This is a genomic window from Nonomuraea typhae (assembly GCF_009760925.1).
Taxonomy (GTDB): domain Bacteria; phylum Actinomycetota; class Actinomycetes; order Streptosporangiales; family Streptosporangiaceae; genus Nonomuraea; species Nonomuraea typhae.
The window spans coordinates 1173638-1197528 of sequence record NZ_VRLV01000002.1 but is presented as its reverse complement, the minus strand read 5'-3'; the positions used below and the strand labels follow the sequence as shown (position 1 = coordinate 1197528).

The window sequence follows — 23891 nt, the reverse complement described above, 5'->3', positions numbered from 1 at the left end:
CCACCTCGTCCTTCCCCGGACCGGTCCCGGCGCTACCCCTGCCGGCGCACTATCTCGGCGATCCAGATGGGGGCGAACGGGGACGTGCAGCCCGGGGGCGTCGGATAGTCCTTGAGCACCTCCAGGCGCTCGCCGATGTCGATGGCGCGGGCGCGGTGTTCGGCGTGTTCGATGCCGATCTGGGCCAGGCAGTGGTTCATCGCCCATTGCAGGCGCGCCGGGGCGGGCTTCATGTCCGTTTCGATGGTGTCGAGCAGCTTCGTGAGGTCGAGGCCCTGGGGGTTCTTGGCCACGCGTTCCGTGGTCAGCGCCCAGCCGGCGCTCGCGACCACCGGGTCCGGGTCGGTGGACCAGGCCAGGCGCAGGTCTTCGGCGTGGGGGCTCTTTTTCACCACGTAGTTCACGAGCCAGTCGTGCACCTTGGGGGCGCGGGTTTCGCGCACCATGGCGTCCAGGTCGTCGAGGGTGAACGCCTTCGGGCGGCAGATCAGGAGCGCCAGCAGTCGTGCGGCGGTGTCATCGGTGGCCCAGAGTTCGCGGGCGAGGTCATGCTGGGTCTTCAGCCGCTTGGCGACGGCGCGCAGTTTGCCGAGGTTCACGCCGTGATCGTCACCGTGTCTCTCGTTCACCGCGCGGATCTTGGGGTCCTCGAGCCCGGCCAGTTCGGCCATCACCGCGGTCGCCGTCGTCTCGGCCATCTGCGTCTCCTGTCCCTCACGCGCGGGATTCAGCCTACGGTCCCGGTGACCGGCCCGGTGCCGGCCACCGTGGATGGGCCACCTCCCTGGCCTTCAGGACTGGTCGCTGCCGATCACCCTCCTCCAGGGAGAAGGTCAGGGTGTGGGCGGCCGCCAGGAGCGCAGGTGATGGGATCTGCTGGCCGGGGTCCCCGCCCCGTCTCGTGTTCTGCGGCCGAGCGACCAGCGGCGGACTAGCCCGATCTTCCGCAAACGGCACATGATTGTGCCCCCTATTCCGATTTATCCACCCCGTCAATACAAGGTTAGTTATATCGGGCCCATCTATATTTCCTCTATACCATGGAAAAAGGGGATTAAGGGCAGAGCCGGGCTGGGAGGCAGCGCCTTCACGTAGGCTGGACGGCAAGATGTCCGAGCACATGCTGACCATCGGGGAGCTCGCGGACCGGGCCGGCGTCGCCACCTCGGCGCTGCGCTACTGGGACGAACTGGGGCTCCTGCCCGCACCCGTGAGGGTCTCGGGGCAGCGGCGGTATCCGGAGTCCGCACTGGCGCTGGTCGGGGCCGTTCTGCTGCTGCGCGACGCCGGGTTCTCCCTGGCCGAGCAGAAGGCGCTGATGGCCACCCGCGGCGGCGCGCGGGAGGAGTGGGACCGGCTCGCCCGGCGGAAGCTGGCCGAGCTCGACGAGCAGATCGCCAAGGCCAGGGCCGCCCGCGAGGCGATCGAGCACGGCCTGCGCTGCGGGCGGGACGACCTCCTGGGCTGCCCCAACTTCAACGGCCTGGTCACCGCCCGCCTGGCCGGGCAGCCGCTTCAGGATGCGCACGAGCACTGCGCGGGTCACGGGGGGTGACCCCCGCGGGCCCGGTCAGCGGTGGGTGCAGATGCAGTTCCGGTCGTTCTGGGGCGGGTCGATGACCCGGTCGCCGAGCGGGATCAGGAGCTTCTCGATGGCGAGGGCGGCGCCCACCGACTCCTCGGTCACGTCGTAGCCGTCGGCCACGCTGATCGTGAGCCGGTCCGCATACACCCACACGAACGCGGGGTGGACTGCCAGCGTGACCCAGCCGGGCTGGTCCAGGTGCGGGTGGCCGGGGATCGGGGTGGGGAAGCGGGCGAGTTCCTCGGGTGGGTACGGCCGGCCGGCGACGGGCAGTGCCGTACCGGGCGGGATGGTCGTGACCGTCAGGCCGAGTGCTTCGAGGAGCTCGGCCGGGTCGCCGGTCAGGCGGAGCGCGGCCAGCAGGTGGTCGCCGTCGTTGTTGTGCCCGCCGTACGCGCGGCAGAAGTGAAAGGCGGTCAGGCTGCGCGCCCACCCGAACAGCCGCTCGGGCGGGTGCTGTGCATAGAGGTAGTCATCCCAGTTCATTGCGTCAAGACCTCCGCTGGTAGTTTGCCCGGCATGGCGGCAATGTCCAAGGTTGCGGTGGTCACAGGGGCGGGCTCGGGGATCGGGCGGGCGGTGGCCAGAGGGATGCGGGCGGCCGGATACCGGGTGGTGGCCGCGGGGCGCCGGGAGGAGCCGCTGCGCGAGACCGCCACGCCGCAGGACGACGGGTGGCTGGTCGTGCCCGCGGACGTGCGCGATCCGGGCTCCGTCGCGGCGTTGTTCGCGGCGGCGGTGGAGCGCTTCGGCAGGGTGGACGTGCTGTTCAACAACGCGGGCACGGGTACGCCACCGGTCCCCGTCGACGAGTTGGACGTCGAGCAGTGGCGTACGGCCGTGGACACCAACCTCACCGGCTCCTTCCTGTGCGCCAGGGAGGCGTTCCGGATCATGCGCGGCCAGGGCGGCGGGCGGATCATCAACAACGGGTCGATCTCGGCTCACGCCCCGAGGCCGTTCAGCGCGCCGTACACCGCGACCAAGCACGCCATCACCGGCCTCACCAAGGCGCTCTCCCTGGACGGCAGGCAGTTCGGCATCGCCTGCTCGCAGATCGACATCGGCAACGCGGCCACCGACATGACGGCGGTCATGGCCGAGGGCGTGCTGCAGGCCGACGGGACGACGGCCCCCGAGCCACGCATGGACGTCGAGCACGTGGTCGGCGCCGTCCTGTACATGGCGAGCCTGCCGCCGGAGGCGAACGTGCAGTTCATGACCGTGATGGCGACGGCCATGCCGTACGTCGGGCGCGGTTAGAACGGTCAGAGCGTGGCGTTGGCCAGCCAGTGATCCAGCAGGTCCCCGTCGCCGTGCAGGTCGACGGCGGTGGCGGGGATGCGGCCGGTGAGCACCAGAACGAGGTCCTGGACCCGGCCCGTGATCACCAGGTCGCCGCCGGTCGAGGCGGGCTCCCAGGTGACGCCGTCGGGCGCGCGGGTGACGAGCCAGCCCGTCAGGTCGCGTTCCGTGGGGTTCAGGCGGATGGTCTGGCCGGTGCCGCGCAGGCCCTCGAAGCGGGGGATCGGGGAGCGGAGCAGGGTCAGGCCCTCGGTGATGGTCTCGGCGGCCAGGTCCTGGGGGAGCGCGCAGGGCAGGCCCACGGTGTAGGCGGCGTCGAAGCGGTGTATGGCCAGGTCGCAGAGGATCCGGCGGACCCAGAAGCGGGCGGGCCCGGGGCCGAGGAAGGTCCAGACCTCGGTGTCGGGGACAGTGGCGGCGTCGACGAGCTCCCGGGCGCCGGCCTCCAGCCAGGCGGGCCAGGACTCCGGCGGGCCGGCGTCCTCGGCCCTGGGGTCGGGCAGGGCGTCCGGCGGTCCGTTGCGCAGGATCGAGGCGGCCCAGCGCGGCGCCTGGCCGATGTGGGCGACCAGATCGCGTAGCTGCCATTCCGGGCAGGTCGGGACCTTCGCCGCGGGGTCGGCGCCGGTGACCGTCTGGGCGAAGGCGGCGGTCTGGCTCAAAAGCGCGCCGGTGAGCCACTGGTCAGGTGATTTCATGGAAGGACCGTACGATCTCCAGTGGGGTGGAGGTTCAAGTCATTGTGACGCAGAACACACTCGGCATCGGTGATCTCGCCCGGCTCACCGGTCTTTCCGTCCGCACGATCCGCTTCTACTGCGACGCGGGGCTGCTGGATTCGCGGCGGAGCCCCGGCGGGCATCGCCGGTTCGAGCCGGGCGCGGTCGAGCGGCTCACACTGGTCAGGCGGCTGCGCGGGCTCGGGTTCGGGCTGACAGCGATCGAGGCGGTGCTCGCGGGGGAGCGTTCCGTCGCCGAGGCGGTGGCGGCCGAGCGTGCCGCGCTGGACGTCGAGTTGGCCACGCTGGCCTGGCGGCACGCCTCGCTGCGGGCGGTGGAGGAGGCGGGCCCGGCCGCGCGGGCGGCCCGGCTGGACCTGGTGGCGGCGGTCACCGACCGCGGCGCGGCCCACGACGCCCTCGTCGGCTTCTGGAAGTGGCAGATAGGCACCTGGCCGGACCAGGAGCGCTGCGCCTTCCTGTCGATGACCGCGCCCGAGCCGCCCGCCGACCCGACGCCGACGCAGGTCGTCGCCTACGCCGAGCTGGTGTCGGTGGCCACCGACCGCTCCCTTCTCCGGCTACGGCAGGCGCAGACGCTGGCGGACGCGGGCAGGATCCACGCCGGGCGCGATCTGATGGCCGCGACCGTGGAGGCCTGGCTGCAGGCCGAGGCGCCGGTGCTGGCCGGGGAGCCCCCGGGGCCCAGCCTGGCGCTCGACACGTTCGTCGCCGCGCAGGCCGGCGCCCGGAGGGTCCAGGACAGTCAGGCGTTCCGCCGGGACCTGCTCGGCCGCGTGGCGATGGACCGCGACCCGCGCATGCGGCGCTACTGGCGGCTGCTGCGCGAGATCACCGGCGAGCGGGCCACGCTGGGCGACCTCCACACGTGGATCCTCGACGGGCTCGAGGTCTCGGTCACGCCTGGGCGAGAATCCGGCGGATCATGGGCTCGAAATGGATCGGGGGGAGGGTGTGCCCCGGCATGAGGCTGAGGACCGCGGCCACCTTCCCCGAGGCCAGCGCGAGCACGTGCTCGTTGGCCGTCGCGGCCGCGGCGATCGCCGCCGCCCGGGAGGCGCGAGGGGCCTCGAGAAGGAAGACCAGTAACCCGTCCCGGATGTCGTCCTGGTCGGCGTGCAGGTCGGTGCAGCCGGTCAGCCCCCTGGTCAGGCGGGTGCGGCCGCCGACCCAGACGGTCGGGAACTCGGAGCCGAGCGTGAGGCTGGTGATCCGGTAGCCGGCGCGCTCGATCTCGTCGGCCAGGGCGACGGTCATCGCCGTGAGGTCGCTCTCCGGGGCGAAGTAGGCGTGCTCGGTGCCGAACAGGACCAGCCCGTCCGGCGTCTCCCGCGGGATGAAGCCCCAGTCGCCGGACAGATCCACCCGGGTGCCGGTGGTGCCGACGATCAGCGCGGCCGCGTCCCGGCTCAGCTGCGCGGTCGCCGTGGCGGCCAGGGCGGCGGCGTCCAGGCCGAGCCGCTGGGCGGCCCAGGTGAGGACGGCTCCGGCCCAGATCACGTCGCGCCGGTCCATACGCTCCTGGTCGAGGGCGGCCAGCGCGGCGTAGCCGTACCGGATCGGAGCGGGGTCGCCGGTGCGGGCGGCGGCGAGCGCGCAGCGCCGGGTGAAGGAGATCAGCAGGTAGAGCTCGTCCATGCTGAGCCTGCCGGGGTCGAGGCCCTTGTCGAGGACGGCGCGGATCTCGGCGTCACGGGGGGACTCGATCCAGCGCCAGAGACGGACCTCCTGATCGGTGTAGGCAATGCCTGAAAGAGGGGATGGGTCCATACATAGACGTTACGCACGATGCGCAGCCGATTGCAGGCCGTCATGCGGATCTTTCATGAAAGAAAATTTCTAATCTAGCCGCCGTGGTGAAAATCATCTTGACGCGCGCATGGGCCGGCCGGAATGCTCGTGCGCATGCCGGTGACCATCCGCGCGTTCGCCGCGGCAGATGTGCCCTCGCTGATCGACTGCTGGAACCTCAGCCTCCCCGCCGACCCCACGACCCCGGCCTGGTTGCGTGACAGCGTCCTGCTCGACCCCAACTTCGACCCCGAGGGGCTGCGCGTGGCCGTGGCCGGCGGCCGGGTGGTCGGCTGCGCCTACGCGGTGCGCCGCCTGACCCCGCTCGCGCCGGGCACCGGACTGGAGCCGGAGAGCGGGTGGATCCCGTTCTTCTTCGTGGCACCCGGCCACCGCGGCTCCGGGCTCGGGCGGCGGCTGCTGGGTGAGGCCCTGGCCTTCCTGCGCGGGCACGGCCGCACCCGGGTGGACTTCGCCTCCTACACGCCCAACTACGTGCTGCCGGGCGCCGACGCCGAGCTCTACCCCGCCGGGTTCGCGCTGCTGGAGAAGGTGGGCTTCACCGCGTTGTACTCGCCGGTCGCGATGGATCGCACGCTCGTGGGTTACGCCTGCCCGCCCGACGTGCACGTCCTGCGCGAGAAGCGCGAGAGCGAGGGGTACGGCTTCCGCCGCCCCTCGGACGGCGAACTGCCCGAGCTGATCCGCTTCGCGGCCGACGCCTTCAACCCCGACTGGGGCGAGGCCATCCGTCACCACACCTCCCCCGAACGCATCCTTATCGCGAAATTTCGGGACAAGGTGGTGGGGTTCTCCGCCTACGCCGCCTACCGCGGCATACCCGAGCGCTTCGGCCCCTTCGGCGTGGACCCGGGCGAGCGCGGCACCGGTCTCGGCACGATTCTCCTCCACCTCACCATGACCGCCATGCGCGCCGAGGGCCTGCACTCCTCATGGTTCCTCTGGACCGGCGAGACCGGCCCCGCCGCCCGCCTGTACACCAGGGCGGGCTACGCGGTCACCCGCCGCTTCCACGTGATGCGGCGGGGCGTGTAGCCGCTCCTCCCACCAGCGCGCTCGATGCTGCGCCCGCGACATCCGGGCGTGCAGCCGGTGCAGGACGGTGACGTTGTGGGTGTTGACCTCCAGCTCGCCCGCCCCGGCCAGGCGGCGTAACGGCCGGCCGTGACAGGTGGCGCACGGGCAGGGGTCCTCCGGCAGCCGCTCCACCGGGACGAACGCCAGCCGCTCCGGCACCAGCGCGTTCCTGGCCCCGCCGCGCCGCCAGCCGCCGCGAACCGGCGGCGGCTCCGGGTGTTCGGGGTACAGGTGGCGCAGCACCTCCCGGACGCCGACCGCCGCCCAGGGCGCCCCGTGTGCCAGCGCGCCCAGCGCCTCGGCGCCCGCCGACAGCAGCGGCAGCCCCAGCCGGAACGCCTCCGGCCGGGCGCCGGCGGCGGCGTCCTCGGCCACCAGGGCGACCGGCCCGCCGTAGCCGGCGATCGCCGCGGTGAGCGCGGGCAGATCCGGCCCCAGCCAGTCGGCGTGCAGGGGGAGCACCGCCACGACCTCGTCCCACCGGCTCGCCTGGTCGAGGATCGTGCGCAGCGCCCGGGTGTCGTTCCTGCCGATGTAGCCGGAGTCGGTCAGCGGGATCGTCACCCTGGCCTCGACCTGGTCGGCGATCCAGTGGGCGGACAGGCCCGCCGTACCGCTGACCCGGCCGGAGCCGGCGTAACGGCGGCGGTCGGCGAGCACCGGGCCGGCGTAGCCCTGGCGGCGGACCATCCTGACCGCGTCGTGCGCCGCCTGCCCGGTGAAGACCAGCCCCGACTGCGGCTGACCGCCGAGCACGCGGGCGTCGTAGACGTCGCGGGTGGACAGCTGGACGAGCAGCCGGTCGTGGAGGCGGTCGTGGAGGTCCATGGGAGGCTCCTCGCAGGGCTATAAGCCTCATACCCCCTCAATCCTCGCGATAGCGGGCAGTCAGCTCCTCCAGGGTTTCCACCATGCGCCGGCGCAACTCCGGCGGCGAGCGGACCTCGGCGTCGCCTCCGAGGCGCAGGAACTCGCCCAGCGCGTGCTCCACCGACTCGATCGGCAGCGTCACCTCGCTGCGGCCGTCCGGCAACGGCTGTGCGGTCCGCTCGGCCGCCCCGGCCACGCCGGGCGTCATCAGGTCCCGCAGCCGCTCCAGCCCGCGCGGCGTCAGCCGTACCACCGCCTCCCCGCGGCGCAGGCGCGCCTCGAACTCGGTGAGGTACTCCTGCCAGTGGGCGGCCAGGTCGAAGCCCTCCGGCCGGGCGAACTCCTCCTCCAGCACGGCCAGGTCGAGGATCTGCCAGACCCGGTAGGTGCGCACGCTCTCCCCGCAGCGGGCCACGAGATACCAGCGGCCCGCCTTCACGACCAGCCCGTACGGCTCCAGCCGCCGGGTCACCTCGCCTTTCCAGCTCTTGTACCGCACGTCGAGCACCCGGTCGCGCCAGACGGCGTCGGCCACGGCGGGCAGGAACGGCAGCGGGTCACGCTCGCGGTACCAGGCGGGCGCGTCCAGATGGAAACGTTCGCGCACGCGGCCGGCCCGGTCGCGCAGCTCGACGGGGAGCGCCGCCATGAGCTTGAGCTGCGCCGCCGTGACCACCGCGCCCAGGCCGAGCTCGGCGGCCGGCCCCGGGAGCCCGGCCAGGAAGAGCGATTCGGCCTCGTCGGTGGTCAGGCCGGTCAGCCGGGTGCGGTAGCCGTCGAGGAGCTGGTAGCCGCCGTTGGTGCCGGCGTCGCCGTACAAGGGGATGCCCGCGGCGTGCAGGGACTCCACGTCGCGGTAGATCGTGCGCACGGAGACCTCGAGACGCTCGGCGAGCTCCTGCGCGGTCATGCGCCCGCGCGTCTGCAGGAGCAGCAGGATCGACATCAGCCGGGAAGCACGCATGTCACTGACAATAGGTGTCAGTGAGGGGGCCATAGCGTCCCGGGCCATGAACGATTTCGCTTTCTTCACCGGCGCCTGGAACGTCCGCAACCGCCGTCTCGTCAAGCGGCTCGCGGGCAGCGACGAGTGGGAGGAGTTCCCCGGCCGGACGTTCGCCAGCAGTCACTTCTCCGGCGGGGCGCACTTCGACGAGGTCGACTTCCCCGTCAAGGGTTTCACGGGGCTGACGCTCCGGCTGTTCGACCGGGAACGCGGGGAATGGTCCATCTACTGGGCCGACAGCAGGACCGGGCGCCTCGACCCGCCGATGCGCGGCACCTGGCAGGGCGACCGGGGTGAGTTCTACGGCGACGACCAGCACGAGGGGACGCCGGTCCGCTGCCGTTTCATCTGGACGCGGATCGGCGACGACGAGGCGCGCTGGGAGCAGGCGTTCTCGGTCGACGGGGAGCAGACCTGGGAGACCAACTGGATCATGGAGCTGACCAGGGCCTAGAGGCCGCTGCTCCGGACCCAGAGCACCACGCCGATCGCCAGCGCCGCGACCAGCAGCACGAGCCCGCCCGCCACGATCACCCACCACCAGGCCGACCGCGGGGGCTTGGCCTCGTACTGCTCCACGTCGGGGAACATGTCGGGCGTGTACGGCAGGCGCACGGTGCCGATGCCGAGGTTGTCCAGGTCGTCCTGCCCGTGGGGCGGCTGCGGCGGAGGCGCCTGGGGCCGCGGGCCGGGCTGTTGCTGCGGCGGCCAGGTCCGCGGCCCCGTCGGGGACTGCGGGGTCGGCCAGCGGTGACGCACGGTCTGGTCGGGGTCGGGATGCTGCGGGCCCTGCTGTGGTGGAGTCATGATCTCCCCGAGAGTCACGCTGATGATATTTCCTGCCATTGTCACATTTGCCGAGGGTGCCTCGTCTGGATGGCATGACGAGAATCGTGGTAACCGGAGCAAGTGGCCGCCTCGGCCGGGCCGTACTCGCCGGGCTGGCCGGCGCCGAGGTGCGCGCGATCAGCCGGAGCCCCCGCTCGGGCGGCGACGTCGAGTGGATGGTCGCCGACCTCACCACGGGCGACGGGCTGGCCGCGGCCGTGACCGGGGCGGACACGATCCTGCACCTGGCCTCTGCCCCTTACCGGGGCCGCTATACCCGTGAGGTCGAACTGAAGGGCACGAGCCGCCTGCTGGCCGCCGCGCGGGAGGCGGGGGTGCGGCATCTCGTCTACACCTCGATCGTCGGCGTGGACCGGATCCCGTGGGGATACTTCGCGACCAAGCTGGCCGCCGAAGACCTGGTCCGGGCCGGTCGCGTGCCCTGGACGATCCTGCGGGTGACGCAGTTCCACGAGTTCGTCGACCAGGCGCTGAAGGGGGTGGCGCGCTCCGGCTTCCTGGTCGCCGACGCCGGGATCACCGCCCAGCCGGTGGACGTGCGCGACGTGGCGGGTGAACTGGCCGCGCGGGTCTCCGAAGGGCCCGCGCTGGACGTCCTGGAGTACGGCGGGCCCGAGGTGCTCGACCTGGGCGGGGCGCTGGCGGCCTGGCAGCGTGCCCGGGGTCGGCGGCCGGTGCTGCGGGTGCGGGTGCCGGGCAAGCTGGGACGCGCCTTCCGGGCCGGGTACCTCACCACCGCCGCCCGGCCGTCCGGGAAGATCACCTGGGCGGAGTACCTGGCGGGCTAGCGCTGCGGGCCGTACCCGGGGCCCTGCGGAGGGGCGGGCTGGCCGTACCCGTAACCCTGGGGCGGGGCGGGCGGCTGGGGGCGCGGGCCGCGGCGCGCGACGACGCCCGCTACCAGCAGCGCGAAGCCGGCCAGGAGCAAGATAGTCTCGAGGAGGCCGACGACGGCGAAGATGACGCCCAACGAGGCGGCGCTGAGGCCGAGGTCCCGTTGGAAGTCGATGGCGAAGATCGTCGGCGTCCGCACCAGGACGCTCAGCACCAGCAGCAGGCAGCCGATCATGCCCAGGGTGGCCGCCTTGCCGTGGTCGCGCTTGGCTCTCCCGCAGAGGACCGCGCCCACGACGAACGCCACGATCGTGATCAGGTTAAAGAACATGTAGAACACATTGCCCAGGTCCATCATCACGCCCTATCTGTAGAAGTGGCCGAAACGACCTTATGGGGATATCCGGGCATCCTCCACCGCCCGGGCGATCGACGCCGGATCCAGGGCTCCCTGGTAACGCACCCCGTTGACGAACAGCGTGGGCGTCCCGCGCACCCCGCTGTCGTGCCCCGACCGCTCGTCCGCGGCGATCCGCCGCCGATGCCGGGGCACGTCCTTCCACGGCTGGACGTCCAGCTCCGCCGCGTAGTGCCCCAGATCTTCATCGGTCAGGTACCGCTGGTTGTCGTAGAGGATGTCGTGCATCTCCCAGAACCGGCCCGCGTCGGCCGCCGCCTCCGCGACCAGCGCAGCGGCCACCGCCCTCGGGTGCATCGTCCGCAGCGGGAAGTGCCGGAAGACCAGCCGCACGTCCGGGCTCCGGTCGAGCAGCTCGCGCAGCGCCCCGTGCAACCGGCCGCAGTAGGGGCACTCGAAGTCGCCGTACTGCACGATCGTCACCGCCGCGTCGTCCGGCCCGCGCACGTGATCGTCGGGCCCCACGGGTACGGCCAGCAGCTCGGGAAGATCCTCCTCCGGCTCGGCCTCCGGCGGCGCGCAGACCCCGCCCCGGTCCCAGACCAGCCGGAAGACGATCCAGCCCAGGAGTGCCGAGATCAGTGAGCCCGCCAGGATGCCGATCTTGGCCTGGGCGGCGATGGCCGGGTCGTCGAAGGCCAGGTCCACGATGAACAACGCGACCGTGAACCCGATGCCGGAGACCGCCGCGCCGCCGAGCAGTTGCCCCCAGACCAGGTTGCCCGGCAGCACGCCCCAGTTGAAGCGCAGCGGGATCCAGGTGCCGAGCGAGATCCCGGCGAACTTGCCCAGCACCAGCCCGAGCGCGATGCCCAGCGACACCGGCGAGGTGAGCGCCGCGCGCAACGTCTCGGCGTCGAGCCGGACGCCCGCGTTGGCCAGCGCGAAGATGGGCACGATCACGTAACTGCTCCACGGGTGCAGCCGGAGCTGGAGGCGCTCGTTGACCGACACCGCCCGCTGCACCGACCGGGCCGCCTCCCGCGCCGCGCTGGCCGACGGCTCGCTGGTGAACTGCTGAACCGCCTCACCCGCGCGCAGCAGCTTGTGGTCGCTCGGCGCGTACACGAACACCAGCACCCCGAGCGCGATCCCGACGAGCGTGGGGTGGACGCCGCTCTCCAGCGTCGCCACCCACAACGCGAACCCGAGCACGATGTAGGCCGGCGCCCGCCAGATCCTCAGCCAGCGCAGCGTCACGATCGCCGCCAGCAGCAGCCCCGCCACGACCAGCGCGGGCAGCGACAGGTGGGCCGTGTAGAAGATCGCGATGATCATCATGGCCAGGACGTCGTCGACGATCGCCAGCGTCAGCAGGAACGCCCGCAGCGGATCGGGGCAGCGAGCCCCGACCACCGCCAGCAGGCCCAGCACGAACGCGGTGTCGGTGGCGATGGGCACACCCCAGCCGCCCGCCGCCGGGCCGCCGGCGTTGAAGGCCAGGAACACGGCCGCCGGCACCAGCATCCCGCCCAGGGCGGCCACCGCGGGGACGGCCACCAGGCGCCGGTCACGCAGCTGGCCGAGCCGTACCTCGTAGGAGATCTCCAGGCCGATGACGAAGAAGAAGATCGTCATGAGGCCGTCGTTCACCCAGTGCCGCAGGTCGAGGCTGAACTCGCTGGCGCCGAACGACAGGCCGGCCTCGGTGTGCCAGAAGCTCTCGTAGGTGCCGCCCCAGGGGGAGTTGGCCCACAGCAGCGCCACCACGGTCGCCGCCAGCAGCACGCTCGTGCTGCCCGCCTCGGTCTTCAGAAACGCGCGCATCATCCCGGACTCCCCCCGGGATGATCCTAAGGTCGGCCTCTCGCCCGGGGTTTACGGCCCCGGGCGAAAGCCGTCAGAGGTTGCGGAGATAGGCCAGGGACGGCATGAAGAAGTACTCGCCGCCGCGCATCGTCACCGTCTGGGCCACCTGCGGCTGCGGCTCGGACTGCGCCGGCTTACCCCACGCCTTCGGCCACGTGACCTTGACGTCCCGGGCGCCCTGGCCGATCACCGGGTCGTGGCCGGTGCCGTCCACCTGGAAGTTCGGGTTGTTGGCCCACGACTGCTGGGTGAACTCGAACTGGTCGATCAGGCTGGAGTTGAAGGCCATGAACAGCAGGCCGACGTCCCCGGTGGGCCGGGTCTCCGGAGGAGCGTCGTCCCACGGCTCGTCGGTGCGCTCGCCGTACGTCTGACCGCGGCGGGCCATCAGCACATTGCGGCCGAACGAGCGCGGGTTGGTCTTGCGGACGTGCCCGCTGAACGGGCACTTGGAGCCGTCGTCGGCGTCGAAGGTGAAGTCGTTCACGACCGGGCCGCCGCCTGCCGTCGCCCGCATGGTCACCGGCGTGCCGTCCTTGAACCGGCCGACCAGCATCGCGCCGGCCCGCGGGCGATCCTTGCCGGTGAGGCCCAGGGAGTCGGCGAGATCCTGCTCGATCTCCTTGAACGCCCTGACGTTCTGCTCCAGCTTCCTGAAGACGAAGTAGCTGCCGAAGTGCCGGGCCGGGTTCGGCGCGAACGGGTCGGCGACCAGGATGTTGCCGAGCGGGAAGGCGGGGTTCCAGTGCTCCTTGGGCTCTTGGGCGACCTCGTCGGCGAGGAACAGCGGCTGGCTGCGGCCGTCCACGTAGCCGAAGTGCTCGATGCCGTCGCCGGCCGGGTTGCGCATGCCCTTGCCGGTCTCCTCGCCGAGCAGCCGGGCGCTGTCCGGAAGGCCACTGACGATCTCGTGCCGCATCCGCTCCACCGGCTCCGGGCGGGAGTCGCCGATGAGGATGACGGCGTGGATCTCGCGCTGGTAGGTGTTCTCCCACTGCTCGACGGGCGGGTCGTCGACGAGGGCGACGCGGCGCTTCATGCCGTCGCGGAAGCCCTTGTCCCCGAAACGCCGCACGTCCTCCACGGTGTGGCCGAGGTCGCGGTAGCCGGCCTTGCTGATGCCGATTCCCACGTACGGCGTGCCAGGCCGCCGTTCCCCGGCGAAAGCGCGTACTTCTTCCAGGTGTTTCCTCGCCGACTTCATGTGCTTGGTCGCGACGTGCCTGATAAACCGCTTGCCTTCCGCGACATCGTTGAAGCGCACGAACAACACCGTCAGATACTCGCGGACGTGCGCGCGCAGGATGTTGGGCTGCAGATTGTCGAGCATCGCCTTCGTGTCGGCGTCGAGCGTGGCCGAATCCCAGGCCAGGGGTTGTGCATTGGTCAGGTCGACAGGCATGTGCCGGTCCTTTCCCCGTCGTGTCGAAAGGGCCCCCTATACACGCGTCAGTAAGGACATTGCACTCACAGTGCGGCTGTCTGTGCGCCAGTCCAATTCCCCGTCACCAACGCGCCCCTGTTCATTACGACTCCCGAGGACCGCGAAAAGTTGCAGATAATCCAGATTTCCCGAAAAAACCTCCGGCCGCCCCGCGGGGTGTCTGGGGCGGCCGGAGTGGGGGGTGCCCCAATCAGGGGGCTGTGACAGTTAGCTTCGTGCGGGCGCTACCGCCGTCCTTGCAGGTGACGATCACCGGGAAGGCTCCCGCCTTGGCCGCCTTCAGGGCCGGAGTCCAGGCGGTGGCCCCGGCGGGGGCGGGCGTGCGGACCGGGGTGAACGCCTGGGAGGCGACGGCGCGCACGCCGGAGGCGCACACCGCGGTCACCTTCACCTGGGCCCCGGTGCGCACGGCGGCCGGGGCGACGCCGACGCCGGCGTCGACGGCCTCAAGGGAGGCGCCGGGCGTCGTCGGCGTGGGGGTGGGCTTCGGGGTGGCCGTCGGGGTGCCGGACGGCGTGGGCGCGGGGTTGTCGTTGCCGCCGCCGAAGACCACGTCGGAGCAGGAGTAGAACGCCTCGGGGCTGTCGCTGCGCTGCCAGACCGCGTAGATCAGGTGGTGGCCCTTCTTGGCCGGGAGCTGGGCGTCCATGACGTAGGAGCCGCCGGACAGCGCCGGGTCCTTCTGCGTGTGGAACGGCTTGGCCTCCAGGTCGGACCACTTCAGCGGCTGGGCCGGGTTGTAGCCGTCCTTGGTCAGGTACAGCTCGAAGGTGCCCCGGTGGGGCGCGGTGGCACGGAACCTGAAGGTGTGCTTCGCGCCCGAACTCATCGTCGTGGCCGGCCAGTCGGCCCGCGCCTGGTCGAAGCCGCGGTACTTGTCGCGGCCCGCGCTGCAGAGCCTGCCGTCGGGGATGAGCTCGCGGTGGCGGCCCGCGGCGGTGCCGATGTTGACCTCGTTCCAGTCGTACAGCGCCTGGGTGCCGCCCACCTGGACGGCCTTCTTGCAGGCATCGGACTTCGGAGCCTCGGGGCCCTCGGCGTAGCAGACCATCGTCCGGCTCGGCGGGTTGTTCATGGTGCCGTGCGCGCCGGCCGTACCGGGGGCCAGGGTGAGCACGAGCAGCGTGGGGGTGGCTAGGGAGAGGGCGGCGAGTGCCTTGCGGTTGATCTGCATGCAGTCACCATGGACCAGGCACCGGCCGGAAATTTCGTACTTATGTCGCCGTTAAGGCCGCCTTAGGGGCTTTTTCAAGGCGCGGATTCTGAGCCACATCTGCACCTGGGCGCCGCCGAGCGCCGAGCGGTCCAGCCGCAGCGTGCCGCCGGTCGACTCGGCCAGGCGGCGGGCGATGTCCAGGCCGAGCCCGGTGGAGCCGGCACCGCTCGCGCCCCGCTCGATCGCGGTCTCGGGGTCCCTGATGCCCGGGCCCGCGTCGGCGATGAGGATGCCGACCGAGTCCTTGCCCTCGTGCAGGGTCACGGTGAACGCGCTCCCCTCGGGGGTGTGCCGGAAGACGTTGCCCAGCAGCGCGTCCACGGTCGCGCCCAGTTCGCCCGCCGGGACCGGTACCCGCACCGGCAGCGTGGCGCCGATCAGCTGCCACGGCCGCTGCTGGTCCTCCGCCAGCGCCGACCAGAACGTCAGCCGCTCGCGCAGCACCTCCGCCGCGTCGCAGAACGTGGCCGCGCGCTGGGGCCGGCGGGCCGCGGAGATGATCGCGTCCACCTCGCCCTCCAGCCGGGTCAGCGCCTGCTTGCTCGCCTCCGCCTGCGGCCCGAGCTGCTCCAGGGTGAGGCGGAGCCCGGCCAGCGGGGTGCGCAGCCGGTGGGAGAGGTCGGCGGCCATCTCACGCTCGGCCGTCAGCAACTGGGTGACCCGGTTGGCCATCGCGTTGAACGCCGTGGCCGCGGCCACCAGCTCGGGCGGCCCGTCGGGATGGATGCGCTCGGCCAGGTCGCCATCGCCGAGCGCGGTGGCGGCGCTGCCGAGCCGCCGGGTGGCGCGCACCACCCGGGCGCCCAGCCGGTCGCCGACCACGACCGAGCCGATCACCAGCACCACGGCCACGCCGGTCAGCACCGCCCAGGAGGAGAAGACGCCCCGGTTGAGGTCGGCGGCGGGCACGAACACCTCGACGACCGCGCTCCTGCCGCCCTCCAGCGCGACCGGGCGCAGCAGCACGTAGCCGCTCTTCAGCTCGATCGTGCTGGCCCGGGTCTGGGAGGCGGCCCTGGCCACCTCGGCGGCGGGCGCGCGGCTGGTGCCCGAGGTACGGCTGCCGCCGACGTGGATGGCCAGATGGCCGCGCCGGCCCGCGGCGGTGCGCGCCATGGCCAGGCCCAGGTCGCCGGCCGTGGTGGTCAGCGCCAGCACCGGCACCAGCGAGGACGCCTGCCGTTCCGCCTCGGCCAGCGCCCGGCTCTGCGCGGTCTCCCTGACGATGAGCGCCAGCGGCACGAGGAAGGCGAGCGCCACCATCGAGGTGACGGCCACCATGAGGACCGCCAGCGTCCGCCTCATCGCGGGGCGGACAACATGACGCCCACGCCGCGGACCGTGTGCAGGTACCGCGGCTTGGCGGCGCTCTCGCCCAGCTTGCGCCGCAACCACGACAGGTGCACGTCGATGGTCTGGTCGTCGCCATAGGACTGCTGCCACACCTCGGCCAGCAGCTCCTTGCGGGCCACGACCCGGTCGGCGCGGGCGGCCAGGTAGGCCAGCAGGTCGAACTCGCGCCGGGTCAGCGACAGCGCCGCCCCCTCGAGCGTGGCCTCGCGCCGGTTGACGTCGATGACCAGCTCGCCGACGCGCAGGGTCTGCGGCGCCGGCGCCGACCTGGCGCGGCGCAGCACCGCATCCAGCCGGGCGCCCAGATGGTCGCCGGAGAAGGGCTTGACCAGGTAGTCGTCGGCGCCCGCCTCCAGCAGCCGGACGATCTCCGCCTCGTCGTCGCGGGCCGTGGCCACGATGACCGGCACGTCGGAGATGCCGCGCACCATCCGCAGCGCCTCTGAGCCGTCGAGGTCGGGCAGCCCGAGGTCGAGGATGACGGCGTCGGGCGGACTCTGGGCGATCTCCCTCAGGGCGTCGAGCGCGCATCCCGCGCTGCGGACGGCATGGTTGCGCCGGTCGAGTTCGCGGATCATCGCCGACCGGACGAAGTCATCGTCTTCGACTACGAGTACCGTCGCCATGGCGCCTTACCGTACATAATGCAACCCATGCGGCGAACACTTAGATATGTTGCCACGTGGTGCGGTGCTACCGCAGTGGCCATATCCGTCGCATGGTTCGGTGTTCGCGACGTGTTACGCAACGAGTTCGTGGACGACGTCCGCGTCCAGCCGATGACGGTCAGCCCGCCGGGCGAGAGCCCTTCGGCGACCAGGACCCCCTCGGCCACGCCGGCGCCCACGCCCCGCCGTACGCAGAAAAAGACGCCGCGCCCCCGCGGGGACCTGAAGGTGATCACCGTCAAGGGCGGCGAGGTCGCGTTCACCATCGGCGCGAACGGCTGCAAACTCATCTCGGCCACGCCCAACGGCGGCTACACGGCCAAGGTGAGCCGCGCCGACAGCTGGATCCGGGTAGATCTGGTGCAGGGGGAGCGCGGCTCGGCCGTGTTCTGCATCGGTCACGAGCGGCGTACCGACACCTGGGAGTACTGATGAGCAGGAAGTGGAGCCGGTCGAGCACCACCCGCGAGGTGCTGCTGAGCACGGCCCGGCAGGTCTTCCTGGCCAAGGGGTACGGCGAGGCCACCGTGGCCGACATCGTCGACGCCTCCAAGATCAGTGTCGGGAGCCTCTATCACCACTTCGGCGGGAAACCGGGGCTGTTCCTGGCGTTGTGGGAGCAGTTCATGCGCAACCAGGAGGACCGCACCGCCAAGGCGGCCAAGGCGGCCAAGGGGACCACCGAGCGGTTCCTGGCCGGGGCGCGGGCCTATCTGGAGGGTTCGTGGGAGCAGCGGGACGTGGCCCGGCTGTTCCTGGAGAACGACGGGCCCGCGGAGTTCACCACGTTGCGGCGCCAGCGCGGCTGGGACTGGATCGGCGGCAACAAGCGGCTGCTCGGCCTCGACGACAGCCGGGAGAGCCACGTGCTCGTGGTGCTGCTGACCACGGTCATGGGCGAGTCGGGGCGGGAGGTGGCGGCCTGCGAGTCCGAGGACGAGGCGCAGGTGACCATCGACGCGGTGATCGCCGTGGTGCGCAAGATGCTGGCTACCGCCGCGGATGTAGCGCCGACGCCTTCCGGGGGATGATTCGGCCCCGCCGTCCCGGTGGCAGCGTGGAAGCATGTGGAAAGCGCTGGGTGTGATGGCCGTGGTGCTGGCGGCGGTGATGTTCGGGTTCGCGGCGCTGCACAGCGGGATCTGGGGGCAGCCGGTGATCGCCCCCGCCGTCGTGGTGGAGATCGTGTGCGGCAGCGGGCTGCTGGCCGGTGGGTACGGCGCCATCAGGATCGCGCCCTGGGCGTGGAACGGGCTGGCGTACGCCTACGCGGGGGCGCTGGGCGGGGTGCTGCTCGGGGTGCTCGCGCTGGCGTTGTCACCGGGGGAGAGCCCGCCGCTGACCGAGTGGTATCACCGGGTCATGGCGGTGCTGCTGGCGCTCGGGCTGGGCGGCGCGCTCTACGCCTCCAGGGACCGCAAGTAGGACGCGGCCTCGGGGATGTGCTCCTCGGAGAACACCTTGATGCCGTGGAGCCCGAGCAGCGCGGCGGTGACGCCGTGGCCGGGGGTGCGCCTGCCGCGGAACGTGCCGTCGTAGATGGACAACGGACCGCAGGACGGGCTGCCCTCCTTCAGGACCGCCAGCCGTACGCCGAAGGACTGGGCGACGGCGAGCGCGGCCTGGGCGCCCGACAGGAACTCGGCCGTGACGTCGCCGCCCTCGGTGGTCAGGACGCGGGCCGCGCCGGAGAGCACGGCGTCGCCGCCGGCCCCGCCCTCGATCTCGGCGGCCGGGCGCGGGGTGGGCAGGCCGCCCTCGACCTCCGGGCAGAACACCACCAGGCGGCCCTCCTCACGCCAGGCTGCCAGGTGGGCGTCGGCGCTGGTCTTGGCACCGCCGTCGTAGCGCACCTTGCGGCCCATGAGACAGGCGCTGACGAGGATCCTTTCCACGTGGCCGATCCTATGCGGCCTTCGGCACGGGTGGTTTGCGGCTTGCACGGCGGGGCGGGCTTGTGCGGCGTCGCCGGGCGGACCGTCGATGGGCGGCGGTAGCCTTTTCCGCGATGAACACCACCGTCGCCACCGTCGTCATCGCCCTCGCCGTGCTGCTGATGCTGGCGAGCCTGGTCAGCGCGTTCCGCAACCGGGCCATGGGGATGGTGCTGCTGGTGGGGTTCGGCGTGCTGGAGCTCGCCGTCCTGGTGCAGGCCGGGTTCGTGATCGCGGCGGTGGCCGGCGGCGAGGGCGCGCACGTGTCCAAGGGGACGCTCTTCGGCTATCTCGGCGGGGAGGCGATCATCCCGCCCGCCGGGGTCTTCCTGGCGCTGGCCGAGCGGAGCCGGTGGGGGCCGGGGATCCTGGCGGTGGCCGGGTTCGCGATCGCGGTGATGACCGCCCGGCTGGTGCAGATCTGGCAGGGGCAGGCGTGAGCACACCGCTCGGGACCGGTCCGGGGCGGGTGCTGATCGCCGTCTACGGGCTTTTCGCGCTGGCCGCGGGGGCGCGGGCGACGGTGCAGATCGCGGGGCGGTTCGCCGAGGCGCCGCTGGCCTACTCGCTGTCGGCGTTCGCGGCGGCGGTCTACATCCTGCTGACCGTGGCCCTGTGGCGCGGGGCGCGGCGGCTGGCGCTGGTGTCGTTGGTCATCGAGCTGGCCGGCGTGCTGGTGGTGGGCACGGTGAGCCTGGCCGATCCGGCGGCGTTCCCGCATGACACGGTGTGGTCGGCGTTCGGGCGCGGGTATCTGTTCATCCCGCTCGTGCTGCCCTTGGTCGGGCTGTTCTGGCTGCGTCGCCGGCCGGTGTGAGCCGGGTCTCTTCTCTTAACGGTCAGGAATAAAGCCGACTTTTGGTCCTGTTATGGTGCACGTTGATTCGTCCCATGATTGGAGGATTTCCCGGCATGAGCGTGGTGGCCCAAGAGTCCAGAGGCAGAACCGCACCCCTCGCCTGGCTGCTCGTGCTGGGAATCGTCCTCGCGGCGCTCAACCTGCGCACCGCCGTCACCAGCGTCGGACCCCTCCTCGACCAGCTGGCCGGCAGCCTCGGCATGTCCAGCGTGGGAACGGGGTTGCTCACCACCCTACCGGTGCTCGCGTTCGCGACCGTCGGCGCCGTCACCCCGGCCATGGCCAGGAGGCTCGGCGAGCACCGGCTGCTCGTCCTCGCCCTGGTTCTCCTGGGCGTCGGCCTGCTCGTGCGCAGCCTCGTCGAGTCCGCGCCGATCTTCCTGCTGACCAGCGCCGTCGCGCTGTCGGGCGGCGCGATCGGCAACGTCCTCATCCCGACGCTGATCAAGCGCCACTTCCCGGCCAAGACCGGGATCATGACCACCGTCTACACCACCTCCCTGGCCGCCGGCACCATGCTCGCGGCGGCGGCCACCGTGCCGATCGAGCGGGCCGCCGGCGGAGACTGGCACATCGCGCTCGGCGTGTGGGCGGCGCTGGCCGCCATCGCCGTCATCCCGTGGCTGGCGCTGCTGCGCAGCGAGCCCGAGCGCACCGCCGGCAGCGCGGACGCCGGGCCGAAGCGCCTGCTCAGGAGCAAGCTGGCCTGGATGGTCGCCCTGTACTTCGGCACCCAGTCGATGATCGCTTACATCATGTTCGGCTGGCTCGCCACCATCCTCACCGACAGCGGCTACACCACCGGCCAGGCCGGCATGATCCTCGGCGTGTTCACCGCGCTGAACATCCCCGTCTCCATGCTGGTCCCGGCCGTCGCCTCCCGCTTCGGCGACCAGCGCCCCGTCGTGGTCGGCCTCGTCGTCGCCTACGTCATCGGCTTCGCCGGCCTCTGGTTCGCCCCCGCCTCGACCGCGCTCGTGTGGGTGGTCTTCGTCGCCGTCGGCATGGGCTCCTTCCCGCTGGCGCTCATGATGCTCGCCCTGCGCACCCGCACCCCGGAGGCCACCGCCGCCCTGTCCGCCTTCGGGCAGAGCGCCGGCTACCTCATCGCCGGCGCCGGCCCCCTGGTCGTCGGCGTCCTCCACCAGACGACCGGCGGGTGGGCCCTGCCGTACGCGCTGATCTTCGGCGTCCTCGTCCTGCAGCTCTTCACGGGCCTGTACGCCGGGCGCAACCGCTACCTGGAGGACGAGCGCCTGCCCAAGGCCGTCCGGGAGCGGCTGCCTGAGACAATCAAGGGGTGAAATCCACCCTTGTCACCTTCCCGAACGGCCAGGTCAACGGCCGTTCGGAGATCGTCGGGGCCGTGCCGGTGGGGGACCGGCACGGCCTCGTCGTCGCTCAAACCCCCTTCCACCCGCTCGACCACACCTGGCCCGACCAGCCCGCCGACCGCGGCACGATCGGCGGCCTGCCCGTCGTCGACTGCGTGACCGCTGGTTCGTCCGGTGCTTACGGGGGCGAGGTCTTCCTGGGTTCGGACATTCCGGTACGGCGGGGCGACGACGGATGGCAGTGGCTGGTCGTCCACGTCACCGAGACGCCTCTGGCCGTCGGCGCGCAGGTGGAGCTCGAGGTCGACGCCGGCTACCGGGCCGCGTTGTCGGCCGGGCACACCGCCTGTCATCTGGCCGCGCTGGCGCTCAACGCCTCCCTGGCCGGCCTGTGGCGCAAGGAGACCCGGCTGGACGCTCTCGGGCATCCGGACTTCGACCAGAGCGCGATCACCTCGTCCCGGATTCTCGCCTACGGCAGCGAGGACGTGTACCGGCTGGGCAAGTCGTTGCGCAAGAAGGGGTTCACGGCTGACGACCTGGACCCGGATGCCGTGGCGGCCCGGGTGAACGACCAGCTCAAGGCGTGGGTGGCGGCTGACGTGCCGGTCTGGGTGGATGTTCCGTCTCCGGGGCTCACGGCCCGCCGTACCTGGCACTGCGCCCTTCCCGAGGGCGAGGCGTCGATTCCGTGCGGCGGCACGCACGTGGGGCGGACCGGCGAGCTCGGGGCCGTCACCGTGACGCTGACTCCGGTGGAGCAGGGGTTGACGATGCACACGAGTGTCAGCATGAGCTGACAAATCGGATTTGTCAGCTTATGCTGACAGATATGGACGTCACCGAGCTTGCTCAGGCCGCCGCCGACCGCGACCACGGAACCGGCCTGCAAGCCGTCGCCGCACTGCGGGCCCTGCTGGAAGAGCTCGAAGCCGTGCACGTCACCAACGCCAGGGCGAGCGGCTGGTCGTGGGAGCAGATCGCCGACGCCCTCGGCGTACGACGGCAGACCGCACACCGCAAGCACGCCCGCCGGATCGGGAGGTAGCAGCGATGTTCCACAGGTTCACCGAACCCGCGCGCCAGGCATTCATCACCGCCGGAACCCTCGCCCTGGAGGCCGGCCAGGCCCGGCTCACCACCGACATGCTGCTGCTGGCGCTGGCCGAGACCCGGCCGTTTGAACTGCCGGCCTTCACGGCGACGCCGGCGGCGCTACGAGCGCGGCTGGCCGTACGCGACACCCGGGCCCTGCTGGCCGGGCTCGGCATCGACCTCGACGAGGTACGGCGGCGCACCCGCGACGATGCCGGTGACTGGCGGCTGCGGCGATCCGTTGTGCGGCCGTTGCGGGTGGTGCTTTATGGGCCACGGGGGGAGGTCGTCCTGAGCGGGGGTGCCAGGAAGGTCGTCGAGGTGGCTGCGTGGAGTGGTTCCGGGCTGGTCACGGGGGAGGGGCTGGTCTGGGGGCTGCTGGCGGACGGGCGGAACGGGGCCGCCCGCCACCTCCAGGGCGTCGGAGTTAACGTCCGGGCCCTGGTGGGAGAGGTGGGCATGCCGACCAGAGCCTGAGACGGAACCTCAAGGCTGTCCGGGACCCGGGGTGGGAGTGGTGGGCGGTCAGGGGCTGAGTCGTCCGAGTTTTTCCGGATTTGCCATGAGATAGATGGTCTCGACCTTGCCGTCGATGATCACCAGCGACAGGACGGAGATCACCCGCCCGCCCAAGCTGACCACCGCGGCCGGAGCCGCGTTGACCTCGGTGATCCGGAACCCCACCTCCAGATCTCCCGCCATCCCCAGCGAGGCGGCGAACTTCGCGATCTCCTCCGGCCTGGTGATGGCGGCGAGGAACCGGGTGACATTGTCCACACCCAGAAGCGCCCTGAGCGGCGCCCGAGCCTTGCCGCCACCATCGCTGACCAGCGTGACGTCCTTCGACAACATCGCGATCAGCGCATCCAGATCACCGCCGGCCGAGGCATTGATGAACCGCTCCGTCATGCGCCGCCGCTCGTCCAGGTCGGTCTCGAACCGAGGCCGCTTCTCCTGAACATGATCCCGCGCCCGCCGCGCCAACTGCCGGGTCGCGGGCTCGGCCCGCCCGATGATCTCCGCAATCTCGGAGAACGGCAGATCGAACGCCTCCCGCAACACGAACACCGCCCGCTCCAGAGGCGACAGCGTCTCAAGCACCACCAGCATGGCCAGCTCAACCGATTCGGCCAGTTCCACATGCTCGGCGACATCGGGAGCCGTGGCGATGGGTTCCGGCAACCAGGGCCCCACATACGATTCCCGCCGCGACTTGGCCCACCGGAGCCGATCGATCGCCAGCCGGGACGTCACCCGCACCAGGTAAGCCTTCGGATCGTCCACGGTGGCCTGATCCACCCCTGACCAGCGCAGCCACGCCTCCTGAACCACATCCTCCGCATCAGCCAGGCTACCCAGGATGCGGTAGGCGACTCCGGTCAAAAGGTGACGATGCTCCTCGAACATAGCAAGTAGAGGTATCACACGGCGTTCGGCGTGACGTGAGCGCGTTGGAGTTCCGATACACTTATGAACGTACCGCGAGGGGCTATGGCGCAGTTGGTAGCGCGCTTCCATGGCATGGAAGAGGTCTGGGGTTCGAATCCCCATAGCTCCACAAGCATGGTCTTGCCCTCTGCGCCCTTCGGGCGTGGGGGGCAAGGCTGTTTTCCCGGGGTTTACAAGCACGGTGCTCCTCTTCGCTCCGCGCGTTCTTCCAGTCGGGGCGCGGCCCCGACCCCT

Annotated in this window: 30 protein-coding genes and 1 tRNA gene; 16 read left to right on the top strand and 15 right to left on the bottom strand. The window is 71.4% G+C overall.

Annotation, left to right across the window (positions count from 1 at the left end):
* Positions 1-32 precede the first annotated feature (32 nt).
* Positions 33-698, bottom strand: coding sequence for a DNA alkylation repair protein (locus FVE25_RS12110; RefSeq protein WP_157246496.1), 666 nt, complete (start codon positions 696-698; stop codon positions 33-35).
* A gap of 410 nt (positions 699-1108) precedes the next feature.
* On the opposite strand from FVE25_RS12110, the gene FVE25_RS12105 reads away from it, so the two are divergent.
* A complete protein-coding gene (locus FVE25_RS12105; RefSeq protein ID WP_157246495.1) occupies positions 1109-1555 on the top strand; it encodes a MerR family transcriptional regulator in 447 nt (148 codons plus the stop codon).
* A gap of 15 nt (positions 1556-1570) precedes the next feature.
* Here the strand turns inward: FVE25_RS12105 and FVE25_RS12100 are convergent, their stop codons facing one another.
* The gene (locus FVE25_RS12100; protein WP_157246494.1) at positions 1571-2071 is read right to left on the bottom strand and encodes a hypothetical protein; all 501 of its coding nucleotides are present in this window, start codon (positions 2069-2071) and stop codon (positions 1571-1573) included.
* A 33-nt stretch (positions 2072-2104) separates the two neighbouring features.
* On the opposite strand from FVE25_RS12100, the gene FVE25_RS12095 reads away from it, so the two are divergent.
* Positions 2105-2848 (top strand): SDR family oxidoreductase, encoded by a 744-nt coding sequence (locus FVE25_RS12095; RefSeq protein WP_181019541.1) that lies wholly within the window; start codon positions 2105-2107, stop codon positions 2846-2848.
* A gap of 5 nt (positions 2849-2853) precedes the next feature.
* On the opposite strand, the gene FVE25_RS12090 is transcribed toward FVE25_RS12095, so the two are convergent.
* Positions 2854-3588 (bottom strand): maleylpyruvate isomerase family mycothiol-dependent enzyme, encoded by a 735-nt coding sequence (locus tag FVE25_RS12090; protein ID WP_157246492.1) that lies wholly within the window; start codon positions 3586-3588, stop codon positions 2854-2856.
* Between the two features lie 44 nt (positions 3589-3632).
* Here FVE25_RS12090 and FVE25_RS12085 point away from each other — a divergent pair, with 44 nt between their 5' ends.
* The gene (locus tag FVE25_RS12085; protein WP_157246491.1) at positions 3633-4598 is read left to right on the top strand and encodes a helix-turn-helix domain-containing protein; all 966 of its coding nucleotides are present in this window, start codon (positions 3633-3635) and stop codon (positions 4596-4598) included.
* Here FVE25_RS12085 and FVE25_RS12080 read toward each other — a convergent pair.
* Positions 4528-5400: a hypothetical protein gene (locus tag FVE25_RS12080; RefSeq protein ID WP_157246490.1), complete on the bottom strand. Its 873-nt coding sequence runs from the start codon at positions 5398-5400 to the stop codon at positions 4528-4530. The two genes, FVE25_RS12085 and FVE25_RS12080, sit on opposite strands and share 71 nt — an antisense overlap.
* 135 nt (positions 5401-5535) lie before the next feature.
* Between FVE25_RS12080 and FVE25_RS12075 the strand changes: the two genes are divergently transcribed.
* Positions 5536-6477: a GNAT family N-acetyltransferase gene (locus FVE25_RS12075; protein WP_157246489.1), complete on the top strand. Its 942-nt coding sequence runs from the start codon at positions 5536-5538 to the stop codon at positions 6475-6477.
* On the opposite strand, the gene FVE25_RS12070 is transcribed toward FVE25_RS12075, so the two are convergent.
* Positions 6373-7347 (bottom strand): hypothetical protein, encoded by a 975-nt coding sequence (locus FVE25_RS12070; protein ID WP_157246488.1) that lies wholly within the window; start codon positions 7345-7347, stop codon positions 6373-6375. The genes FVE25_RS12075 and FVE25_RS12070 overlap by 105 nt on opposite strands.
* Before the next feature lie 37 nt (positions 7348-7384).
* Complete coding sequence (locus FVE25_RS12065; RefSeq protein ID WP_157246487.1) at positions 7385-8353, bottom strand: helix-turn-helix transcriptional regulator; 969 nt, start codon at positions 8351-8353, stop codon at positions 7385-7387.
* Between the two features lie 46 nt (positions 8354-8399).
* Between FVE25_RS12065 and FVE25_RS12060 the strand changes: the two genes are divergently transcribed.
* Positions 8400-8849 carry a hypothetical protein gene (locus tag FVE25_RS12060; protein ID WP_157246486.1) on the top strand — a complete coding sequence of 150 codons (450 nt, stop codon included), beginning with the start codon at positions 8400-8402 and terminating at the stop codon, positions 8847-8849.
* On the opposite strand, the gene FVE25_RS12055 is transcribed toward FVE25_RS12060, so the two are convergent.
* The gene (locus tag FVE25_RS12055) at positions 8846-9202 is read right to left on the bottom strand and encodes a hypothetical protein (RefSeq protein WP_157246485.1); all 357 of its coding nucleotides are present in this window, start codon (positions 9200-9202) and stop codon (positions 8846-8848) included. The genes FVE25_RS12060 and FVE25_RS12055 overlap by 4 nt on opposite strands.
* A 74-nt stretch (positions 9203-9276) precedes the next feature.
* Here FVE25_RS12055 and FVE25_RS12050 point away from each other — a divergent pair, with 74 nt between their 5' ends.
* The gene (locus FVE25_RS12050; RefSeq protein WP_157246484.1) at positions 9277-10032 is read left to right on the top strand and encodes an SDR family oxidoreductase; all 756 of its coding nucleotides are present in this window, start codon (positions 9277-9279) and stop codon (positions 10030-10032) included.
* On the opposite strand, the gene FVE25_RS12045 is transcribed toward FVE25_RS12050, so the two are convergent.
* The 6 genes from FVE25_RS12045 to FVE25_RS12020 all read right to left on the bottom strand — a co-directional run bounded on the left by FVE25_RS12045 (position 10029) and on the right by FVE25_RS12020 (position 16944).
* Entirely contained in the window at positions 10029-10409 is a 381-nt protein-coding gene (locus FVE25_RS12045; protein WP_157246483.1) for a hypothetical protein, read from the bottom strand. The genes FVE25_RS12050 and FVE25_RS12045 overlap by 4 nt on opposite strands.
* A gap of 60 nt (positions 10410-10469) precedes the next feature.
* Positions 10470-12266: a Na+/H+ antiporter NhaA gene (gene nhaA / locus FVE25_RS12040; protein ID WP_157246482.1), complete on the bottom strand. Its 1797-nt coding sequence runs from the start codon at positions 12264-12266 to the stop codon at positions 10470-10472.
* A gap of 70 nt (positions 12267-12336) precedes the next feature.
* Complete coding sequence (locus FVE25_RS12035; protein ID WP_157246481.1) at positions 12337-13707, bottom strand: Dyp-type peroxidase; 1371 nt, start codon at positions 13705-13707, stop codon at positions 12337-12339.
* A gap of 232 nt (positions 13708-13939) precedes the next feature.
* Positions 13940-14923, bottom strand: a complete 984-nt coding sequence (locus tag FVE25_RS56250; protein WP_181019540.1) for a lytic polysaccharide monooxygenase auxiliary activity family 9 protein — start codon at positions 14921-14923, stop codon at positions 13940-13942.
* Between the two features lie 51 nt (positions 14924-14974).
* Positions 14975-16270, bottom strand: a complete 1296-nt coding sequence (locus tag FVE25_RS12025) for a sensor histidine kinase (protein WP_157246480.1) — start codon at positions 16268-16270, stop codon at positions 14975-14977.
* Positions 16267-16944: a response regulator transcription factor gene (locus FVE25_RS12020; protein WP_157246479.1), complete on the bottom strand. Its 678-nt coding sequence runs from the start codon at positions 16942-16944 to the stop codon at positions 16267-16269. The genes FVE25_RS12025 and FVE25_RS12020 overlap by 4 nt, the downstream gene beginning before the upstream one ends.
* A gap of 111 nt (positions 16945-17055) precedes the next feature.
* Here FVE25_RS12020 and FVE25_RS12015 point away from each other — a divergent pair, with 111 nt between their 5' ends.
* The 3 genes from FVE25_RS12015 to FVE25_RS12005 are packed head-to-tail and all read left to right on the top strand — an operon-like array spanning position 17056 to position 18411.
* Positions 17056-17418 (top strand): hypothetical protein, encoded by a 363-nt coding sequence (locus FVE25_RS12015; protein ID WP_157246478.1) that lies wholly within the window; start codon positions 17056-17058, stop codon positions 17416-17418.
* Positions 17418-18017 (top strand): TetR/AcrR family transcriptional regulator, encoded by a 600-nt coding sequence (locus FVE25_RS12010; RefSeq protein ID WP_157246477.1) that lies wholly within the window; start codon positions 17418-17420, stop codon positions 18015-18017. The genes FVE25_RS12015 and FVE25_RS12010 overlap by 1 nt, the downstream gene beginning before the upstream one ends.
* A gap of 34 nt (positions 18018-18051) precedes the next feature.
* Complete coding sequence (locus tag FVE25_RS12005) at positions 18052-18411, top strand: hypothetical protein (RefSeq protein WP_157246476.1); 360 nt, start codon at positions 18052-18054, stop codon at positions 18409-18411.
* Here FVE25_RS12005 and FVE25_RS12000 read toward each other — a convergent pair.
* A complete protein-coding gene (locus FVE25_RS12000; protein WP_157246475.1) occupies positions 18387-18881 on the bottom strand; it encodes a 2-thiouracil desulfurase family protein in 495 nt (164 codons plus the stop codon). The genes FVE25_RS12005 and FVE25_RS12000 overlap by 25 nt on opposite strands.
* 113 nt (positions 18882-18994) lie before the next feature.
* Between FVE25_RS12000 and FVE25_RS11995 the strand changes: the two genes are divergently transcribed.
* The 6 genes from FVE25_RS11995 (at position 18995) to FVE25_RS11970 (ending at position 22685) form a co-directional block, all read left to right on the top strand.
* Positions 18995-19360, top strand: a complete 366-nt coding sequence (locus FVE25_RS11995; protein ID WP_157246474.1) for a hypothetical protein — start codon at positions 18995-18997, stop codon at positions 19358-19360.
* The gene (locus FVE25_RS11990; RefSeq protein WP_157246473.1) at positions 19357-19737 is read left to right on the top strand and encodes a hypothetical protein; all 381 of its coding nucleotides are present in this window, start codon (positions 19357-19359) and stop codon (positions 19735-19737) included. The genes FVE25_RS11995 and FVE25_RS11990 overlap by 4 nt, the downstream gene beginning before the upstream one ends.
* 95 nt (positions 19738-19832) lie before the next feature.
* Complete coding sequence (locus FVE25_RS11985) at positions 19833-21083, top strand: CynX/NimT family MFS transporter (RefSeq protein WP_157246472.1); 1251 nt, start codon at positions 19833-19835, stop codon at positions 21081-21083.
* A complete protein-coding gene (locus FVE25_RS11980; protein ID WP_157246471.1) occupies positions 21080-21913 on the top strand; it encodes an alanyl-tRNA editing protein in 834 nt (277 codons plus the stop codon). The genes FVE25_RS11985 and FVE25_RS11980 overlap by 4 nt, the downstream gene beginning before the upstream one ends.
* Before the next feature lie 32 nt (positions 21914-21945).
* Positions 21946-22161: a helix-turn-helix domain-containing protein gene (locus FVE25_RS11975; RefSeq protein WP_157246470.1), complete on the top strand. Its 216-nt coding sequence runs from the start codon at positions 21946-21948 to the stop codon at positions 22159-22161.
* Positions 22162-22166: 5 nt separating this feature from the next.
* Positions 22167-22685, top strand: a complete 519-nt coding sequence (locus FVE25_RS11970) for a Clp protease N-terminal domain-containing protein (protein WP_157246469.1) — start codon at positions 22167-22169, stop codon at positions 22683-22685.
* A 48-nt stretch (positions 22686-22733) separates the two neighbouring features.
* Here the strand turns inward: FVE25_RS11970 and FVE25_RS11965 are convergent, their stop codons facing one another.
* Entirely contained in the window at positions 22734-23615 is an 882-nt protein-coding gene (locus FVE25_RS11965; RefSeq protein ID WP_157246468.1) for an RNA polymerase sigma-70 factor, read from the bottom strand.
* Positions 23616-23693: 78 nt separating this feature from the next.
* Between FVE25_RS11965 and FVE25_RS11960 the strand changes: the two genes are divergently transcribed.
* Positions 23694-23766 (top strand) — tRNA-Ala (locus tag FVE25_RS11960).
* The last annotated feature ends 125 nt before the right edge of the window (positions 23767-23891 follow it).

What these genes read in the sequence shown, in the direction of transcription:
- FVE25_RS12055 (WP_157246485.1), bottom strand. Translation starts at nt 9,202, where the DNA reads ATGACTCCACCACAGCAGGGCCCGCAGCATCCCGACCCCGACCAGACC.
- FVE25_RS12095 (WP_181019541.1), top strand. Translation starts at nt 2,105, where the DNA reads ATGGCGGCAATGTCCAAGGTTGCGGTGGTCACAGGGGCGGGCTCGGGG.
- FVE25_RS12075 (WP_157246489.1), top strand. Translation starts at nt 5,536, where the DNA reads ATGCCGGTGACCATCCGCGCGTTCGCCGCGGCAGATGTGCCCTCGCTG.
- FVE25_RS12090 (WP_157246492.1), bottom strand. Translation starts at nt 3,588, where the DNA reads ATGAAATCACCTGACCAGTGGCTCACCGGCGCGCTTTTGAGCCAGACC.
- FVE25_RS12110 (WP_157246496.1), bottom strand. Translation starts at nt 698, where the DNA reads ATGGCCGAGACGACGGCGACCGCGGTGATGGCCGAACTGGCCGGGCTC.
- FVE25_RS12025 (WP_157246480.1), bottom strand. Translation starts at nt 16,270, where the DNA reads ATGAGGCGGACGCTGGCGGTCCTCATGGTGGCCGTCACCTCGATGGTG.
- FVE25_RS11975 (WP_157246470.1), top strand. Translation starts at nt 21,946, where the DNA reads ATGGACGTCACCGAGCTTGCTCAGGCCGCCGCCGACCGCGACCACGGA.
- FVE25_RS12035 (WP_157246481.1), bottom strand. Translation starts at nt 13,707, where the DNA reads ATGCCTGTCGACCTGACCAATGCACAACCCCTGGCCTGGGATTCGGCC.
- FVE25_RS11965 (WP_157246468.1), bottom strand. Translation starts at nt 23,615, where the DNA reads ATGTTCGAGGAGCATCGTCACCTTTTGACCGGAGTCGCCTACCGCATC.
- FVE25_RS12105 (WP_157246495.1), top strand. Translation starts at nt 1,109, where the DNA reads ATGTCCGAGCACATGCTGACCATCGGGGAGCTCGCGGACCGGGCCGGC.
- FVE25_RS12045 (WP_157246483.1), bottom strand. Translation starts at nt 10,409, where the DNA reads ATGTTCTTTAACCTGATCACGATCGTGGCGTTCGTCGTGGGCGCGGTC.
- FVE25_RS12065 (WP_157246487.1), bottom strand. Translation starts at nt 8,353, where the DNA reads ATGCGTGCTTCCCGGCTGATGTCGATCCTGCTGCTCCTGCAGACGCGC.
- FVE25_RS12100 (WP_157246494.1), bottom strand. Translation starts at nt 2,071, where the DNA reads ATGAACTGGGATGACTACCTCTATGCACAGCACCCGCCCGAGCGGCTG.
- FVE25_RS12080 (WP_157246490.1), bottom strand. Translation starts at nt 5,400, where the DNA reads ATGGACCCATCCCCTCTTTCAGGCATTGCCTACACCGATCAGGAGGTC.
- FVE25_RS11985 (WP_157246472.1), top strand. Translation starts at nt 19,833, where the DNA reads ATGAGCGTGGTGGCCCAAGAGTCCAGAGGCAGAACCGCACCCCTCGCC.
- FVE25_RS11970 (WP_157246469.1), top strand. Translation starts at nt 22,167, where the DNA reads ATGTTCCACAGGTTCACCGAACCCGCGCGCCAGGCATTCATCACCGCC.
- FVE25_RS12005 (WP_157246476.1), top strand. Translation starts at nt 18,052, where the DNA reads ATGTGGAAAGCGCTGGGTGTGATGGCCGTGGTGCTGGCGGCGGTGATG.
- FVE25_RS12060 (WP_157246486.1), top strand. Translation starts at nt 8,400, where the DNA reads ATGAACGATTTCGCTTTCTTCACCGGCGCCTGGAACGTCCGCAACCGC.
- FVE25_RS12050 (WP_157246484.1), top strand. Translation starts at nt 9,277, where the DNA reads ATGACGAGAATCGTGGTAACCGGAGCAAGTGGCCGCCTCGGCCGGGCC.
- FVE25_RS12070 (WP_157246488.1), bottom strand. Translation starts at nt 7,347, where the DNA reads ATGGACCTCCACGACCGCCTCCACGACCGGCTGCTCGTCCAGCTGTCC.
- nhaA (WP_157246482.1), bottom strand. Translation starts at nt 12,266, where the DNA reads ATGATGCGCGCGTTTCTGAAGACCGAGGCGGGCAGCACGAGCGTGCTG.
- FVE25_RS12010 (WP_157246477.1), top strand. Translation starts at nt 17,418, where the DNA reads ATGAGCAGGAAGTGGAGCCGGTCGAGCACCACCCGCGAGGTGCTGCTG.
- FVE25_RS56250 (WP_181019540.1), bottom strand. Translation starts at nt 14,923, where the DNA reads ATGCAGATCAACCGCAAGGCACTCGCCGCCCTCTCCCTAGCCACCCCC.
- FVE25_RS12020 (WP_157246479.1), bottom strand. Translation starts at nt 16,944, where the DNA reads ATGGCGACGGTACTCGTAGTCGAAGACGATGACTTCGTCCGGTCGGCG.
- FVE25_RS11995 (WP_157246474.1), top strand. Translation starts at nt 18,995, where the DNA reads ATGAACACCACCGTCGCCACCGTCGTCATCGCCCTCGCCGTGCTGCTG.